Genomic DNA, 18,512 nt, shown 5'->3' with positions numbered 1-18,512 from the left:
AGAGAAACAGGTGTGATCTGAGTATAATTCATATGATCCGAGACGGAGTGATACACTGCTACGAAGTGTTAAACATAGCATACCCGGTATGTGAGCATTGCTCGTCTCTTCTAATTTATAAAATACCTGAAGTTAAACACGCGGGCACGAAATCCAGCGTACCGATAGAATTCATATCGTCAGTTTGTAATAAGCGTACAAATCTAATCAATATTCAGGAGGCCTTGTATGTCATCTTTTATCCTATATCCGGCGATTGATATCCGGGACGGCAAATGTGTAAGACTGGTGCAGGGAGATTATAATCAGGAGACCGTGTATAATGATGACCCGGTTCAAGTGGCTCTATCCTGGGAGAAGCAAGGCGGTACATACGTCCATCTGGTGGATCTGGATGGTGCGAAAGCGGGGCATCCCGTTAATGATGAACTGATCGGACGGATTGCCTCGGCTGTGAACGTACCCGTTCAGGTTGGTGGCGGACTTCGTACGGTAGCGGACGTTGAGCGTTTGCTGGGTCTGGGTGTTAGCCGACTGATCATTGGGACAGCAGCGATTGAGGATCGTGCTTTTACAGAGGAAGTACTGGGACGTTACGGGGACAAAGTGGCAATTGGTATCGATGCACGTAATGGTTACGTGGCAACCCGCGGATGGCTTGAAACATCTGAAGTACAGGCAGAGGTACTCGCGAAGGAACTGGCGGCATATGGTGCAGAAACGTTTATCTTTACGGATATATCCCGTGATGGCATGATGCAGGGTCCTAACGTAGAAGCGATTGTATCTCTTGCCAAGGCGAGTGGACGGACGGTTATTGCTTCCGGTGGTGTGAGTGTAATGGATGATCTGCTTCGTCTGAGTCGTCATGCCGATGATGGTGTTGGAGGAGCAATCGTGGGCAAAGCGCTGTATACTGGAAGCATCGATCTGTCTGAAGCAGTACGTGCGGTAAACAAGTAGAGGATATTCGGGTAGAGAGGAAGAGGTAGCATGCTGGCAAAAAGAATCATCCCCTGTCTGGACGTGAAGGACGGCCGGGTCGTCAAAGGCGTCAACTTCGTTAATCTCCGCGATGCGGGTGATCCGGTAGAGCTGGCGGCGCTATATGACCGCGAGGGCGCTGACGAATTGGTATTTCTCGATATCTCCGCTTCGGTAGAAGGTCGCGAAACGATGGAAGAAGTCGTGCGGCAGACGGCAGGCGAGATTGCTATTCCTTTCACCGTAGGCGGTGGCATCTCCAAGGTGGAGGATATGAAGCGTATTCTCCGTGCAGGGGCAGACAAGATTGCAGTGAATACAGCGGCGGTACTTAATCCACAGTTGATTGCCGATGGCGCACGTCGCTTCGGATCGCAATGCATTGTGGTAGCGATTGATGCCAAGTATAACGAGGCTTGGGGCGAGTGGGAGGTCTACACGCATGGTGGACGGAAACCTTCCGGAATCAAGGCACTGGAATGGGTTAAGCAAGCTGAGACATTAGGCGCGGGAGAGATTCTGCTAACCAGTATGGACGCGGATGGAACAAAAGACGGTTTTGATCTGAAGCTGACGGCAGCGGTATCCAAATCTGTGCGTATTCCAGTCATCGCATCGGGCGGTGCGGGCAAGGAATCTCATTTTTATGATGTATTCACCTCAGGCAAAGCGGACGCGGGTCTGGCCGCAACGATTTTCCATTACAAAGAAATCGCCGTACCGGTGCTAAAACAACATTTGAGAGAACAAGGGGTGGAGATCCGTGACTAAAGTGAGCGATGAAATCAAGGAACAGCTGTCCTTGGAACAGGTTGTGGAGCACATTCGTTGGAGTGATGGTTTGATTCCTGCAATTGTGCAGGATGTGGATACACGGGAAGTCTTAATGATGGCTTATATGAATCGCGAATCCCTAAAGTTGTCGCTGGAATCCGGTGAGACCTGGTTCTGGTCGCGCTCGCGTCAGGAGTTGTGGCATAAAGGTGCAACATCCGGCAACGTGCAGACGATTACTTCCCTGAAATATGATTGTGACGGCGACACCTTGTTGGTTGAGGTCAAACCAAATGGTCCTGCTTGCCATACAGGTGCGGTAACTTGTTTCCATAATGAGATTATTGGTTTGCCAGAGAAATCGGCAGATAAGGCTTCGGATAGAGTGGGTGCGAATGCTGCAAGCTCCAGTTCCGAAAGTCGCTTTAAGGTATTGGCTGAACTGGAATCGGTTATTGCAGAGCGTGAACGTGAGCGCCCTGAGGGTGCATATACAACGTATCTGTTTGATAAAGGTGTAGATAAAATCCTGAAGAAAATCGGTGAAGAAGCGTCCGAGACGATCATCGCCGCCAAAAATAAAGATAATGACGAGCTTCGCCTGGAAGTCAGTGACCTGATGTATCACCTGCTCGTCCTCTTACAAGAGCGTAAGCTGCCGCTGGACGACATTATGTCAGAGCTGAGCCGCCGTCATGAACGGCCTCGCCGCGATTAGGAGGCGAGTATCGTGCGTATAGACTATCACACACACCATGAGCGGTGTGGACATGCAGTCGGCAAACTGGAGGAATACGTGCAACGCGGTGTGGAGATCGGGCTATCCCAGATTGGATTGTCCGATCACATGCCCTTGTTGCATGTGGATCCGGCTCAATATTATCCGGAAATGGCGATGCCTATGGATGAACTGCCGCGTTACGTGGAAGAGTGCTTCTCCTTGAAAGAACGTTACCGTGGGCAGATTGACGTACGTGTTGGCTTGGAAGGTGACTATATTGAAGGCTGGGAAGCAGAGATCCGTGCGATCATTGAGCGTTATCCATGGGACTATGTGATTGGCTCGGTTCATTTCCTCGGGGAATGGGACATTACGGACTTCCGCCAGACCCATCATTGGGAGGGCAAAGACGTACTTGAAGTATATCGTCAGTACTACGATGCCGTAAGCAAAGCAGCTGCCACGGGCATGTACGATATTATGGGCCATACGGATGTCATTAAACGCTTCGGCTTTGTTCCTTCAGCGGAGCAGACAGAAGAACGTATTTCACTGGAGAACGCAGCGCTGCAGGCTATTGCAAAAAGTGGCTGCGCCATGGAGCTGAATGCTTCCGGGTTATCGAAACCGTGTGCAGAGATGTTTCCTAGTCGCAGGATGCTGACGGAAGCTATTCGCTTGGGTATTCCATTAACCATGGGCTCTGATGCACATGACCCACTGAAGCTGGGGGATTACTTGCCTGAAGCAGAGGCTCTCTTGCGTGAGCTGGGCTGTACGGAAGTCGCTGTTTTTGAAGGCCGTCATCGCTCGTTCATTCCTTTAAATGTATAAGCCAGTGGAGTATAATGAGGGTAGGAAATAACCTTTTAGATAAGGGATTATATAGGGACTTCAACCCTCGGGAGGGCATTATGCAGCATTCGTTACGTATTTTTTCCGGTTCATCGAACCCTAAGCTGGCAGAACAGGTATGTGACAAGCTGGGAGTACAACTGGGCAAGATCAAGCTGTCCCGGTTCAAGAGCGGAGAAATATACGTTCATTATGAAGAAACGATCCGTAATTGTGATGTGTTTCTGGTACAGTCGTTGTCTCATCCGATCAATGAGCTGTTTGTTGAATTGCTTGTGATGATTGATGCCGCGAAGAGGGCTTCTGCACGTACAGTGAACATCATTGTTCCGTATTATGGCTATGCTCGTCAAGAGCGTAAATCTGCTCCTCGGGAGCCGATCTCGGCCAAGATGGTAGCAGATGTATTAACTACAGCTGGGGCCAACCGGGTAGTTACAATCGATCTGCACGCAGCGGCCATTCAGGGATTCTTCAATATTCCAGTTGACCATATGACATCGCTGGATCTGATTAGTGATTATCTGTTAAGTAAAGGCATCGAGAACCCTGTCGTGGTCTCCCCAGATGCGGGACGAGCATCGATGGCAGAGAAGCTGGCGAATCGTCTGGATTCTCCATTTGCCATCATGATCAAGAAACGGCCAAGCCATAATGAATCCGTAATTACCCATGTCATTGGTGATGTCGAAGGCCGGACACCTATTATTATTGAGGATCTGATCGATACCGGAACGACTATTCTGAATGTCGTGGAAGGGTTGAAGGAACGTGGGTCCAAAAATGTATATGTATGTGCAACACACGGATTGTTCTCGGATGGGGCAGTGAGTAAATTGAATCACCCGTCTATTGAAGAGGTGGTGGTTACGGACTCGATCGCACTGCCAGATGACCACCCTGAATGCTTCAAAGTGTTACCTGTTGCGCCAATGCTGGCCCGCGCCGTACGCATTATTGTGGATGGTGGTTCCATGGCTACATTGTTTAAGGATTCTGGAATTTAGCGCATCGAGGTATTAAATATTGCTAAGCTTGATTAGTTGTTCCGTGTCTGAGTTGCTTACCTGCTCAGCACGGTTTTTTTGTTTTGCCTTTAGGAATTCAATTCTTGCATTACTGCTCGGAGGCTTGTGCTATAATAACATAAAATTAGTTATGATAGCGTTATCATATAAGAAGTTCATCCCAGAGGTGTGACGGATGCTGAACAGTAGAACCACGGCTGATGAATATTGGCATCGTGGAGTGAGGAGTGGGGTCTATTGTCTCGTAATTGGTATTATCGGTTACTCTTTTCATATTTCCCGATTTTTTTTCTTACCGTGACCATACTCATTTTTATCGCGTTTGTATTTATTAATGATATCTCCAGGGAGGAAACCCGAAAAGCAGACCGGATTTCCTCCAGTTATCTGTTGGACACGGTAGATCGCACGATCAGAGATATTGAACTATCCATCCTGGAAACGGTGCAGAGTCAGCAGGCCTATAAACTTTATTTTAATAATACAAGCCAAACCAGCTCGGATACCGTGTATACCATTGCACAGAGTTTGCGTGAGATGACCAATTCTTCCTCATGGATTCAATCCATCTATCTATATGACAAGAGAAATAAACATGTTTTGACGGTAAGTGGCTCCAGAGAAGTGGAGAGTTTCTCTGATAAGGCATGGATTGATCAAATGGCTAAAGGGTCAACTGGATCGGGCTGGCAGCCCGTTCGGGAATTTGATGCTGAATCTGTACAACGTACCCCTATTCGGGTGTTAACCATAAATAAAGATATGCCTTTACCTTTTGGATCCCAAGGAACCCTGGTCATTAATATCAAGATGAGTAGCATCGAGCAAAGTGTAGACAGTATGGTCAATGGGCAACTGTCATTTCTGACAATTACGGATCGCGATGGCCAAGTGGTATATAACGCACATTCTGATGGGGAAGGTTCAGTAGATGGACAAGAGCTGAATAACTTACCCCTGGAAAGACTGGGTTGGACATTATCGAGCGGAATCAAGGCAGGGAACTTGTTCGGCTGGGTATCTGTTGTGTCCTATGTGTGGGTGATCATTGCCATTGTGACTGTCCTCTGTGCAATTGTCTATATCGTGTATATTACTCGTCGTAACTACAAGCCTATTCAGATCATCATGAACCGGATCGAATCACATCAGATTCGGGCTTTCGAACATTCCGGTGTTCGTACCGATGAGATGAAGATGATTGATGGTGTGCTTGAGAATCTGATCAATCATATGATGGATTATGATAAGAAGAGTAGAGAAAATGTACTTATGCAACGCAGTAAGCTGTTTAATGCTTTGCTGCATGGGGAACATACGGATCATGCTGCTGAACAGCTAAGGGAGCTATCCCCGCTGGATGAGGTACATGATTCATCACGTTTTATTGTTGTGGTTGGTGAGATTAACCGCTATGAGAAGGGATTTCAGGAGAGGTATACGAGAGGCGAGCAGAACACTTTGAAATTTGCCTTAATGAATGTTCTGCAAGAGCTGTCCCGCAATACAGGTGTACAGTGCTGGACAGAATGGATCAGTGCAGATCGTATCGCAATCCTCTTTGTGTTTAAAGAACAGCGGGATAACAAGGATATGGCCGGACAGATTCGCGTTGTGGCGGAGGAGTGTAAATCATGGGTTGAACAAAACCTGCGTATTTCCTTACGATTTGGCATCGGGCCTATTGCTGAAGGGATAGGTTCGATTCGGGAGTCCTATACGGCCGCTGAGGCAGTGATGCAACGTAAACTGTTAATGAATGGGGATGTGGGTCAGGCGGAGTGTGGAGAACACCAGCATCCATTGCTGGATACCTACACGTATCTGCAGATGATTGCCGACTTCGTGAAACGATTCCGGATGTCCAGCACCCAGTGGCGTGATCAACTGGAGGAAATATTTACAGCGTTTGAACAAAATAAGCTGCCGGATGATGAGATTCATTCCCTGATCCAGGCGATGCTACAGATGCTCAGCAGAGAAGTGGCCATGATGTCGGAAGAGCTGCAGGAGGCACTGTCAGAAGAGAATATTAACAAATGGCTACAGTTGATGGAAGAAGCAGAGACACTCCAAGATGTCAAAGGTCTTCTGTTCGATAATCTGACGGATCTGTTCAGAACATATGTAGCGGTAACCGAAACCAAGAGCTACAAAGCGATGGTTAACGAAATGAAAAATTATATTGAAGAGCAGTTCGCAAATCCGGATCTTTCATTGAAGCATTTGAGTGATCGATTCCAGATTACGGGCAAACATGCGAGTTATTTGTTCAAGACAGAATTCAACATGAAGTTTGTTGATTTTGTTACAGAGCTTCGCATGAAGGAAACGGAACAGTTGCTTATAAAAACGGATCATTCATTACAGGACATTGCCCTGAAGGTAGGGTATGCCAACGGGATTACTTTGGGGCGTGTATTTAAGCGGGTAACGGGGATTACACCAGGAGATTATCGACGTTTGAAACGTGAACACCGAGCACCCGAAGAATAGCACGTGTATCTGATGTTCATACATCAGAAATGAAGTATAGGGTGAATTTCTTGCATTCCCTTTTCGTTCGGAGAGGAGGGAGACAGGAGTTCACCCTTTTCTATTGATCGGACATTAAACTGAAATCGGATTTACCTGCTCGCGAAGGGGATTATGGAGGTATGCCTTTTTTGTTGAGGTTTGCGATTATAGGCAGTATGTGAAAATGGTTTATCTGCAATCGGTCAGGCAAGCTGGCATCTTAGGAGACATATTGCTGTTAAAGCCTGAGATAGCGCGGGTTCAGGAAAATAGTCAGTGTGCGAAAATGAGCATAGCGTATAAACCATAATCCGTTTGAAAGCGCTTCCGAAACTGGTTTATTGCAGAGGGTTGGAAAAATGTGAAATACTCTGGGCAAGCTTTAAACATTCACGCAAAGCCAAAGGGGATGACAAAATGACAAGAAAAGCAACCAAGGGGAGTCTGAAGAAATGGATGGGTTTGGCGCTTACGATGGTAATGGGCGTTTCTTTACTTGCGGGATGCTCATCAGCATCAGAAGAATCAGCTGAAGGTGGAACATCAGGAAATGGCGAGCGCGTTACTTTAAAGGTGGAGGTATTTGATCGCGGTAATAGTCCTTCTCCGCATACGATCACGAACAACTACTTAACTAAATTTGTTCAAGAGAAATTCGGCGATCCGAATAACATTGATGTGCAATTCGTACCTGTTCAACGTTCAGAAGAAACAACCAAGCTCAACGTGTTAATGGCCAGCCCCAGCGACGTTCCAGATATTGTGTTTGTATACGACTCCAGTGTGTTCTACCGTTATGCTCAGCAAGGTGGTCTAACTGACGTAGGTGAACTTCTTAATGAACATGCACCTAACTTAAAAGAATATCTCGGCGAAGACCTGTTGAAATTCGGTCAGCTTGAAGGTCAGCAATTCGCTATTCCGGGTAAACGTGCCATTACGGCTCGTTACAACTCATATATCCGCCAGGATTGGCTCGATAAAGTCGGCATGAATGCTCCAACAACAACGGATGAGCTGTACGAAACGTTGAAGGCATTCAAAGAGAAAGATCCGGGCAATCTGGGCAGCAAAAACATCCCAATGGGTATGGCACTTGCCCCAGCGCAGTACGAAACATTGATTTACTCCTTTATTAAACCTGTACAAGATGGACTTACGTACAGTCAGCGTTACGAGCTACCATTGCATGATGGCTTCAAAGATGCGATGCAGTTCCTTAACAAGCTTTACAATGAAGGCCTGATCAGCAAAGACTTCAGTCTTGATGAAGAAAAAACGCAATTGGTCAAAGACTTCCAGAACGGTAATATTGGCTACATGTCTGAGGACGTAGGTCAGATTCTGTATGCAGATGGTATGCTTGATAATTTGTACAAAAATGTACCGGATAGCAAAGTTGTAGCAGTTGATGCTTACACCAACCCAAATGTGGACAACAAACACATCAAATCACGTTATGGTAGCAACGGTATGTACATCATGATTCCAAAAAGCAGCAAACGTTCGGTTGAAGCAGTGAAATACCTAGACTGGATGGCTTCTGGAAAGAACTTGCTGGAGATGAACACCGGTGTCGAAGGTGAAAATTACGATATGGTTGATGGTGTTCCAGTTGTTAAAGATGATGCACCACAGGATGTCAAAGATCGTCTCTACAACGGTGGTGACATGGCCATTATTGCCAACGGTAAAGTAGTTGGAGATCAGGCAGCCAATGAAGCCGCATGGATTGCAGGCTTCCCAGAACGTAACCAAGAGCTGATGAGACAGTCCATTGATATCGCTAATACTGATACGATCGGCCCGGTTATCTTCAGCAAACCAATTGAAGCAGAATCTAAATATGGTACAGCGCTAAATGATAAGTTGAAAGTGCTTATTGTGAAAACTGCGATGGCTAAACCGGCAGACTTCGAAGCGGTATATGAAAAAGAAATGAATGATTTCATGTCACTGGGTGGCGCAGAACTGAAGAAAGAGCTTGAAGCAGCACTTCAGTAAGCGTTATCAAGTAAACAGGTTCATCTTGTGATTACTAAATCAATATGTAATTTACCGCATAACTTTGGAAGGAACGTGTGCCGCCAGTATGGGCGGCACAGCCGTTTCTCTGTTGATAGGAGGAAACCGACTTGACCATCACATACTTGAAAAGGTATTGGCAATTATATGCGCTCATCTCACTGCCTCTGATCTACTTCTTGATCTTTCGTTACGGCCCAATGTACGGGGTTCAGATCGCTTTTAAGGATTTCAACTTGTTTCAGGGCATCAACGGGAGTGAGTGGATCGGTTTCGATGCTTTCCGTGAAGTATTTGGAATGCGGGATTTCTACACCACATTACGAAATACCTTCATGCTAAATTTCCTCGACCTGCTTGTTTCGTTCCCTGCTCCAATTATATTGGCCATCATGCTCTATGAAGTTCGATTCAAATGGTTCAAAAAAATATCGCAAACGATTCTGTACATTCCTCACTTTATTTCCTGGGTTATCATCGGGGGAATTGTATACCAATTGTTTGGTAATCAATCCGGTATGGTTAACGGTGTGCTGGAGAGTATGGGCTTTAATTCGATACCATTTTTGACAGAGAAAAATCCATGGCTTGTGACGTACCTGTTCACAGGTGTCTGGCAAAGTGCAGGGTGGGGAACCATTCTATATCTGGCCGCATTAACCGGCGTCAACAAGGAATTGTTTGAAGCAGCTGAGATCGATGGAGCATCGCGGCTGAAGAGAATCTGGCACATAACGCTGCCAAGTATCAAACCAACCATCGTGACCTTGCTCATTCTTAATCTCGGACATATGGTCAGCATTGGCTTTGATCGACCTTATATTATCGGTAACACAGCGGTACGTGAATATTCAGATGTACTTAGTACCTTTGTATACAGGGTCGGCCTTGAATCAGGACAATACACGCTAGCAACTGTCGTAGGACTATTCCAGGCTGTTGTAGGGCTAATCTTTGTACTTGGCTCTAACTATATTTCGAAAAAGGCAACCGGCGAAGGCATTTTATAAGTTATCGAAGCATGAAAGATACGCCAATCGGCTTGTATGTATAGACCATCAGTAAAGGAGCTGTGCGCATATGAGTGAACGCACCTCAAATCGGATTTTTGATATCGTTAATATCTCCTTTATCAGTTTGTTTGTTATATTCTGTCTGGCTCCATTTTTGCACACTATTGCGATATCTCTAAGTTCTAACCGGGCTATTACTTCGGGAGAAGTGACCATTTTTCCTAAAGAATTTAACTGGGATGCGTATATTCAAGTATTCTCTGATCAATCCATGCTCTACTCATTGGGCTTTACGTCTGTGTTGACAGTGGCAACTACAGTGTTGTGCATGTTATTCACACTTGCTGCTGCATACCCGCTAACCAAGAAAAAATTAAAAGGGCGCAAGCTCTTTATGTATGTCATCATCATTACGATGTTTTTCAGTGGCGGGATGATTCCCGAATATTTGCTCATTCGTGATCTCAATATGCTTAATTCAGTCTGGGCACTGATCTTACCGGGACTGGTAAGTCCATTTAACCTGATTATCCTGATCTCATTTTTCAGAGGCATTCCTGAAAGTCTGGAAGAATCAGCAGAAATTGACGGCAGCTCACATGTACACACACTATTCAAAATCATACTACCATTATCCATGCCTGTACTTGCCACATTAGCGTTATTCTATGCGGTTGGTCGCTGGAATGGATTCCAAGATTCACTTTTGTATATTAATGATCCCAAGTTGTATCCACTACAACTGAAGCTCTTCCAAATGGTTCAAAACAACATGGTGAGTGAGCTTACCTTGATGGAAGGTGCTAACCGCACACCACTGACTCCGGAAAGTCTCAAGGCAGCAACAGTTGTATTCGCAACTGTACCGATTCTGCTCGTCTATCCGTGGCTGCAAAAGTATTTTGTCAGCGGTGCGATGCTTGGCGCAGTAAAAGGTTGAGTTAAGGCTGGTGTAAAAAGTTAAGCCAGAGGGAGGGAGAAGGAACACAGATGCAGCACATAGATAAGGGTATATATTCGTTCTCCACATGCTGGAATATCCGAAAACATGATGTCGGGGAAGCCATGATTCGGGAGATTGCCGAACTTGGCTTTCGCCAGGTCGAGCTCAACTATAACGTAACGAAGGAAATGCTCACGACGATTGAGCCCATGATTGAACGCGGAGACATCGGTATCTCCAGTGTCCATAATACGTTTCCGCATGACCCTGATCCCGATTACGGTACGGATTCAGTCCTGCTTGGATTCGAGGACGAGGTTAAACGTCAGCGAGCAATAGAGTTACTTGTTGAGTCGGCAGAATATGCCCATCGTTATGGGGCTAAAGCTGTCGTCGTACACCCCGGGGAAGTACCTTTTCCTGAGGATATCAGCAAAGATCTTGGAAAGCTCTATCACGAGGACGGTCCAGACTCAGCGAAGTATCGCAGCAAATGGGCAGAACTGATGGAACGGCGGGAGGCACTCAGCTCTGGTTATGTACAAAAGATTATTGTTAGCCTGGATGAGGTCTGTAATCGAGCTGAAGCCAAAGGTCTGGATGTTCGTTTTGGAATCGAGACAAGATCCAGACCACAACAGATTCCTACCCTGGCCGAAGCCAAGACCATCATCACGGCGCTCAAAGGGGCTTCAGTTGGTATCTGGTACGATACCGGTCATGCCATCATGATGGATCGACTGGGCCTCTATGACAGTGTAGGGGAAATGCAGGGCCTGATGGATGATATCGTAGGTGTTCATATCCATGAGACACTGGGTCTCTCTGACCACTGGTGCCCTTATGTATACAGTAAGGACATGAATTTTTATGATGCCTATCTACCGATGATTCGCCGGGCACAGGTGAAGGTATACGAGTTGAAGTCTGCCTGTAAGCCAGAAGAGATCCACGAGAGCCATGACTTGCTTATGAAGAAACTTGAAGCGGCAGATTAGCAGAGTATGAGCCGTGAAATTAGGAACATTCTGCGTGTTCAAAGTGTGTGTTAAACGGCGGTTTTCTCGGTGATGAAAACCACATAAAGTTTGGTGAAACAAGAACGGAATTCTAGCGACTTTTGTAGAAATATGATATATACTGACGAGAAAAATGAACTCACGTTACGGGCGGTATGGGGAAAAGCTTCCGGTATGAATCGAAGAGCTGAAGCAACATACTTTGCACATCGGGAGAATGCATTGGTATGGAGGGACTGCACATGTACAAACAACTGGTGGACAGTAATGACAGAGCGGTAGAAAGAGGCATATCCCGGCAAATGCTTGATCCGGAAAGCCGTTACTATGGAGGGACAATTGATCCCTTCACAGGTGTTGCCTGGGTCAACCATACGACAGGAACACCCACGGATATGTGTTACTGGGGAGCTGCGATCTCCAATCCGGACTCCGTCTATTACCGGGATGAGGCATTGTTAAATCGACTGCTGTTAGCTACGGAATATGTACTTCGCTTCCAGCATGAAGACGGTTCAATATCACCTGGCTGGACCAATTACCATTCCCCTCCGGATACTGCATTTGTCATTGTAGGGTATTCGCAGTTGTATCAGCTTCTTCTGCAACAGGAATGGGAGCCGCTGCAACCTGTATTGGACAATATGAGGTTGTTTCTGGAACGGACAATCCCAACCATGCTAACGGGAGGTTGTCATACGCCAAATCATCGCTGGGTGCTATGCGCGGCGCTTGGTTTCCTGCATGAACTATTTGATCTGGAGGAAGCTGTGCAGCGCGCAGAGCAGTGGATGGATGAAGGTATGGATATTACACCCGATGGAGAGTGGACGGAGCGGAGCAATGGGATATACAGCGCCGTTAGCGACATCATGTTAATTCATGCAGCGCGTCTGCTCAATCGTCCTGAACTGCTTGAACCGGTGAGGCTCAATCTTCGCATGATGGTGTACCTTGTGCATCCTACGGGTGAAATTGTTACGGATTATTCAGGTCGACAGGATCTGGGCAGTGTTCATGATCTGTCACCTTACTATCTGCCGTATGCCATTCTGGCGCGGCTGGACGGTGATCCACTCTTTGCTGGCATGGCATCCTGGGCGGGAGATACATTGACAGATCCAGGTGTATGCTCAGTGAATACGCTCATTCGATTAATGCTTGAGCCGGAGCTTCAGCAGACAAATAATACACGTGATGCATTACCGGAACAGTATGAGGTCATGCTGAATGAACATTTTGTACGGGGAGAATATCTGGAGCAGATGGATTCGGCAGGGCATCACGGACGTATCTCGCACAGTCGGATGCATACGGATTTTGGTGCTCCCGTAGCCCGAATTCGGGATGGCGCTACGAGTGTGACTGTGATGACAGAAGTTCCTTCCTTCTTCGCTCTTCGTCATGGCAAGGTGCGCTTGCTGGCTGTGCAACTGGCCTCTTATTTTAATCCAGGGTATGTACCTATGCAACAAATGACAAGGTTGTCCGAAGGGTATCGACTGACTGGCGAGCAGAAAAAGGGCTACTACGGCCCAGTTCCTGCGAATCTGTTGCCGGAATCGGCCGCATCAGACATCAGTCCATGGTACTTGCTACCTCATCAGAGTCGTCAGCTCACCCATGAGCAGACGTTTCGTGTTGGGGCAGAGTTGCAGCCAACCGAAAACGGATGGACCATGCATCTCTCAGGGAAGGAACCGGAGGACGTTATGATGCAGTTGTCCTTTGTATTCGGAAGCGAAGGTGAGCTGACCTGCGAGGACGCGATTGAAACGAGTGAGGGCCACTACTTGTGGAGAGGCGGTACATTGCGCTATACCTGCGGAGAAGACTGGTTAGAGATTACTGGAGGCGAGTTGGGGCATCTGGCAGCAAGTGTTCGGGAGGCAAAACTGCCGGACAAGTGCAAGGTTGTGCTGGTCAATTTCATGACACCTTTTGATAAGACCATTCATATTTCACTCTCTCCTTCGATGGCGTTGAAGGATTAAAGCTCTTGAGGCTCCTTTCTTCGCATGTTAAACAAGGTCTATCATTTTAGTTGATTTAATGCAGTTTCAATTGATGTAGTTACCTGAGTATTATCTGTTGGCAAAAAATAAAGATGGCATTTCATCCGTGTATGATGGAATGTCGTCTTTATTTGCATTTTTTTCATAAACGACATGAAACTACATATTGAGAAGTGGGCCTTAAGATGTGGTATACTGAAGAGTATGAATGAAATGCAAAGAGGAGGTGCCTTGGAGATGAAGGGCAAGCTAGTGCGGGCTGAGGGACACCTTGCCAATATTATACCGATTCACTTGGATGCTTCTTTCTTCTTTGAAAGAGCTGTCCGCTCGCTGGACCGTAATCATGTCGACAAGGCATTAAAATATTTTCGCAAAGCTGTTGAATACGAACCGGAAAATCCGGTGAATCATTGTAATATGGCGGGTATATTATCGGAGAAGGGGGATTACGAAGCCTCCAATGCCATTCTGGCTAACGTGCTGGAAGTGGTAGATCCGTCGATGACGGAATGTTATTTCTATATGGCGAACAATTATGCAAATATGGATCGGTTTGAGGAAGCCGAGCAAGCACTTGTTACCTACTTGGAGGAGGACACCCAGGGTCAGTTCATGACGGAAGCTGAAGAGATGATGGAGCTTCTGTACTATGAGCTGGATCGTCCGGCCAAACTGAATCGAATCAAATCGCGCAAAGGTGTAGTGGAGCACGATCAGGCACGGGAACTGTTGGAAGAAGGAAAATTTGCACAGGCTGCTGAGCTGCTCGAAGGCATGTCATCTGATTATCCTGATTACTTGGCTGCCCGTAACAATCTGGCGCTCGCCTACTATTATATGGGGCTGTTTCCCAAAGCAAAAGAGACTATTGCGGAAGTACTTGAACAGGAACCAGGTAATCTGCATGCGCTTTGCAACCTCGCTATTTTCCATCAAAATGAGAACCGGGCTGATCAAGTCCTACTTTTGATCAAAAAATTGCGTGTCATCGTGCCATTCCAGCACGAACAAGTTTACAAACTGGCTACAACGATGGGAATTCTGGGTCAGCACGATACAGCCTATGTTCATTTCCGGCGTTTGCTCAAGGATGAAGAGACGGCTGGTGATCCGGCTCTTGCTCACTATGCAGCAGTAGCAGCTTATAATACAGAGCGTTATGACGCCGCCGAGCGTCTATGGCATCATGTGTCCAAGCTTGATCCGGGTTCGGAAGTATCTCGATACTATCTGTCAGGTCTTGAGGCTGTAAGGCAAGGCGAGCAAGAGCCTGAGAAGCTGAGTTATCACTATCATCTGCCATTTGATGAGCAGTTCAGACAGTGGGAGAACTATGGTAGCGGCATACCTGAAGAAATGAAGAATGATCCACTGATTCGTTCATCGTTCTTCTGGGCTTTGCGTCATGGTGATCGGGCAACGAAACTGCAGGTTATTCATGCGCTTGGAATGATCGGCGATTATGAGGTACAGCAGGCACTACAATCTTTCATTGAAGAGCCAGGAGAAGAACCAGATTTGCTTGAGGCAGCGCGAGTTGTGCTGAACGGATTGAAATCGGCTGAACACGAGGATCGGAATACTCAGGTGGTTCGACCCCTGTCTCCTGTTGCCTTGAAGTCCATTGGGAAAGCCCAATCCACATCAGAGCAAACGGAATCTCACTCCACTGCCCATTGGCAAGCGGTGGTCGATCGTGCACTGCAAATGTCTGAGGCAAAGGCCGAATTGCAGCACGAGATGGAACGGATCTGGACGGATTATGTATCCCGGGTGCATCCCGAGGTTCCGGGTACGAAGCAAATTGAGGGCTGGGCTGCGGGACTAGAATATTTGGCTGCAAAGAATCACAGTCGACCCGTTACCTATCAAAGCATAGCTGAACGATACGGGATATCGGCATCAACGGTTAGCAAATATGCCAAACAGATCCATCGCGTGTGCAACAGTAACCCGCCACTGGTATAGAAAGTTCAGTGCGCTTCAACTCGTTTTCAGAAAGACATCATAAGGTGAAGGATACAACAACCGGGAAAACGGGTAAACTTAACGAATGGGCCTCGTAAACGCCTGTAGGATATCATCTTGGCAAGTTCATCGCTAGTACAACACACATTCACCTTATCAAGGAGGCTGTATCTATATGTCTAAATACAGAACGATTGTGATCGGAACGGGACCTGCGGGTCTGACAGCAGCGATATATCTGGCTCGTGCTAATCTGAACCCACTGGTTATCGAAGGTCTTCAGCCGGGTGGTCAATTGACGACGACTACGGAAGTTGAGAATTTCCCTGGTTTCCCGCAAGGTATCATGGGTCCTGAATTGATGGACAATATGCGTAAGCAAGCAGAACGTTTTGGAGCGGAATTCAAAAACGGTTGGGTGGAAGAAGTTGATTTCAGCAAACAGCCTTTCAAGATCAAGGTTGGCGGAATCGGTGAATTGGAAGCTGAATCGATTATTATCTCCACAGGTGCTTCTGCTCGTTACCTCGGTATTCCGGGCGAGCAGGAAAATGTGGGACGTGGTGTAAGTACATGTGCAACATGTGACGGTTTCTTCTTCCGTGGCAAAAAGATCGTGGTCGTGGGCGGTGGTGACTCCGCAATGGAGGAAGCGAGCTTCCTGACTCGTTTTGCAACGGACGTCACATTGGTTCACCGTCGTGATGAGTTGCGTGCATCCAAGATTATGCAGGATCGGGCTCGCAGCAATGAGAAGGTGAAGTGGGCGCTGAACCGTACTCCACTTGAGGTCGTGCCTGAAGCAATGGGTGTCAAAGGGCTGAAGGTACGCAATAATGAGACGGGGCAAGAAGAGTTGCTTGAAGCGGATGGCGTATTCGTCGCCATTGGTCACACGCCAAATACCGGATTCCTGGGTAATGCGATCACACTGGACGAACATGGTTATGTTGTGGTTAAACCGGGAACAACGGAGACCAATATTCCGGGTGTATTTGCCTGTGGTGATGTTCAGGATACGAAGTATCGCCAAGCCATTACGGCAGCCGGATCAGGTTGTATGGCTGCGATGGATTGCGAGAAATTCCTTGAAGGAAGCATTGTGCATGACTGGAGCGAAACGTTGGATAAGTAAGCATGACATCCGTGAGGTTAGGCATAGGCTAGGAATAAGAGACAACGGGAAGTCTCATGAAATGAGAGAAGCCGGAAGGCTTCTCTTTTTTTGAAACTACAGTGGGCATGAGTTCGTATACATATGGGGCATATTAGCTGTGAGGTGAAGATTTTGGGGGAAATGATAAAAGATTGGTTACAAAATGCAACAGTGAGACGGTTTTTGATTCTGCTCTTATTCTGTTTAATTTTGTTCAGTATGGGGAGTATGCTTCACATGATTCTGCTGTTGTTCCTGGTGACCTATGTCATGAACAGGCTACAGCATTTCATTACAGGTGGTCTGAATCGGCTATTTCCAGTCAATTATAAAGTCGTGGTCATCCTGCTCTATATGATCGTTATCGCAGTGATTGTACTTGGTATATCCAGATATTCACCGCGGATTGTGGATCAGGTCGTTCAGTTGACGAACGAGATTATGAAATTTCTGGACAGTGCAGATGGTGATAATTTTGCCTCCAAGATTGCGGGTTACCTTCAATCCTTCGATATCAAAAATTATACCAATGATGCATTGAAATATATTTTCGCATTGAGCAAATGGTTGGAGTTTATACTACTCGTTATCATTCTGAGTCTGTTCTTCTTGTTGCAGAAGCAGGAGATTTCCAAATTCACGTCCAAGTTCAAAACAAGCAAAATCGGATGGTTTTATACGGAAGTAGCTTACCTGGGCGATAAATTCGTTTCTTCTTTCGGTAAAGTTATTGAAGCGCAATTGTTGATTGCTGTATTCAATACGGTGCTGACGATGCTGGGGCTCTGGATTCTCGGATATCCGTATTTGTTCGCATTGACCATTCTCGTATTTATGTTAAGTTTGGTGCCTGTGGCAGGGGTGATCATCTCTCTGGTGCCGCTCTGTCTGATTGGGTATCAGATGGGTGGACTGAAACTGAGTATTATCGTGATCATCATAATCATTATCATCCATGCGCTGGAGACTTACTTCCTGAATCCGAAGCTCATGGCACACAAGACCAAATTGCCGATGTTCTACACCTTTATTGTACTGATTCTATCGCAACACTTCCTGGGGATCTGGGGACTGATCATTGGTATTCCAATCTTCGTCTTCCTGCTCGATATTCTGGATGTGAACAAGATGGAGAAGACAGAAGAGCCGGTACGTGTGGAAACGAAATTATAACGTAAGAATATCAACCGAGTTCAATCCAATTGAACAACTTCAGATATTTCGAAAAAGTAAGGGCGTCTTCCATCTGTGGAGGGCGCTTTTGTGTTGGCAATACCGTCATTCGGTAGTTCTCTACATGAGAATGACAGGTGGTGGGGTGAGTGAGATGGGTCACCACTCTGAGGTGACGATGATCATCTTTTACGAATGGAACGAGTGTAGATGCAATATCATGAGTTGAGGCTTCCTCTGTTATGGAGGAAGGAATTAAGCGTGCGTTTATAATTGAAGGTAATGAGGATGTATACGTATTCAATAATGGTGTGTGAT

General features: G+C 46.5%; 14 protein-coding genes. All 14 read left to right on the top strand.

The window, feature by feature from the left end:
• The first annotated feature begins 228 nt into the window (after nucleotides 1-228).
• The 14 genes from hisA to FS628_RS28290 all read left to right on the top strand — a co-directional run bounded on the left by hisA (nucleotide 229) and on the right by FS628_RS28290 (nucleotide 18,194).
• A complete protein-coding gene (gene hisA, locus FS628_RS28355; RefSeq protein ID WP_047841450.1) occupies nucleotides 229-963 on the top strand; it encodes a 1-(5-phosphoribosyl)-5-[(5-phosphoribosylamino)methylideneamino]imidazole-4-carboxamide isomerase in 735 nt (244 codons plus the stop codon).
• Between the two features lie 30 nt (nucleotides 964-993).
• Nucleotides 994-1,755 (top strand): imidazole glycerol phosphate synthase subunit HisF, encoded by a 762-nt coding sequence (hisF, locus tag FS628_RS28350; RefSeq protein WP_145326401.1) that lies wholly within the window; start codon nucleotides 994-996, stop codon nucleotides 1,753-1,755.
• A 1-nt stretch (nucleotide 1,756) separates the two neighbouring features.
• A complete protein-coding gene (hisIE, locus tag FS628_RS28345) occupies nucleotides 1,757-2,476 on the top strand; it encodes a bifunctional phosphoribosyl-AMP cyclohydrolase/phosphoribosyl-ATP diphosphatase HisIE (RefSeq protein WP_145326417.1) in 720 nt (239 codons plus the stop codon).
• 12 nt (nucleotides 2,477-2,488) lie between these two features.
• A complete protein-coding gene (hisJ, locus tag FS628_RS28340; protein WP_145326400.1) occupies nucleotides 2,489-3,313 on the top strand; it encodes a histidinol-phosphatase HisJ in 825 nt (274 codons plus the stop codon).
• A gap of 80 nt (nucleotides 3,314-3,393) precedes the next feature.
• Nucleotides 3,394-4,341 carry a ribose-phosphate diphosphokinase gene (locus FS628_RS28335; protein ID WP_036616184.1) on the top strand — a complete coding sequence of 316 codons (948 nt, stop codon included), beginning with the start codon at nucleotides 3,394-3,396 and terminating at the stop codon, nucleotides 4,339-4,341.
• 258 nt (nucleotides 4,342-4,599) lie between these two features.
• Nucleotides 4,600-6,858 carry a helix-turn-helix domain-containing protein gene (locus FS628_RS28330; RefSeq protein ID WP_145326399.1) on the top strand — a complete coding sequence of 753 codons (2,259 nt, stop codon included), beginning with the start codon at nucleotides 4,600-4,602 and terminating at the stop codon, nucleotides 6,856-6,858.
• 438 nt (nucleotides 6,859-7,296) lie between these two features.
• Nucleotides 7,297-8,883 carry an extracellular solute-binding protein gene (locus FS628_RS28325; protein ID WP_145326398.1) on the top strand — a complete coding sequence of 529 codons (1,587 nt, stop codon included), beginning with the start codon at nucleotides 7,297-7,299 and terminating at the stop codon, nucleotides 8,881-8,883.
• Nucleotides 8,884-9,014: 131 nt separating this feature from the next.
• On the top strand, nucleotides 9,015-9,914 hold the full coding sequence (locus tag FS628_RS28320; RefSeq protein WP_076216877.1) for an ABC transporter permease: 900 nt from the start codon (nucleotides 9,015-9,017) through the stop codon (nucleotides 9,912-9,914).
• A 70-nt stretch (nucleotides 9,915-9,984) separates the two neighbouring features.
• Nucleotides 9,985-10,857, top strand: a complete 873-nt coding sequence (locus FS628_RS28315) for a carbohydrate ABC transporter permease (RefSeq protein ID WP_076216878.1) — start codon at nucleotides 9,985-9,987, stop codon at nucleotides 10,855-10,857.
• Nucleotides 10,858-10,907: 50 nt separating this feature from the next.
• A complete protein-coding gene (locus FS628_RS28310; protein ID WP_145326397.1) occupies nucleotides 10,908-11,858 on the top strand; it encodes a sugar phosphate isomerase/epimerase family protein in 951 nt (316 codons plus the stop codon).
• A 263-nt stretch (nucleotides 11,859-12,121) separates the two neighbouring features.
• Nucleotides 12,122-13,873: a hypothetical protein gene (locus FS628_RS28305; protein WP_145326396.1), complete on the top strand. Its 1,752-nt coding sequence runs from the start codon at nucleotides 12,122-12,124 to the stop codon at nucleotides 13,871-13,873.
• Nucleotides 13,874-14,131: 258 nt separating this feature from the next.
• Entirely contained in the window at nucleotides 14,132-15,865 is a 1,734-nt protein-coding gene (locus tag FS628_RS28300) for a tetratricopeptide repeat protein (protein ID WP_145326395.1), read from the top strand.
• Nucleotides 15,866-16,040: 175 nt separating this feature from the next.
• Entirely contained in the window at nucleotides 16,041-17,000 is a 960-nt protein-coding gene (gene trxB / locus FS628_RS28295; protein WP_145326394.1) for a thioredoxin-disulfide reductase, read from the top strand.
• 123 nt (nucleotides 17,001-17,123) lie between these two features.
• A complete protein-coding gene (locus FS628_RS28290; protein ID WP_313958636.1) occupies nucleotides 17,124-18,194 on the top strand; it encodes an AI-2E family transporter in 1,071 nt (356 codons plus the stop codon).
• The last annotated feature ends 318 nt before the right edge of the window (nucleotides 18,195-18,512 follow it).

Origin of the sequence: Paenibacillus xylanexedens (assembly GCF_007676705.1) — a bacterium.
Lineage (GTDB): Bacteria > Bacillota > Bacilli > Paenibacillales > Paenibacillaceae > Paenibacillus > Paenibacillus xylanexedens_C.
The sequence above is the reverse complement of the archived record's forward strand: the minus strand, read 5'-3'. Positions and strand labels throughout refer to the sequence as shown.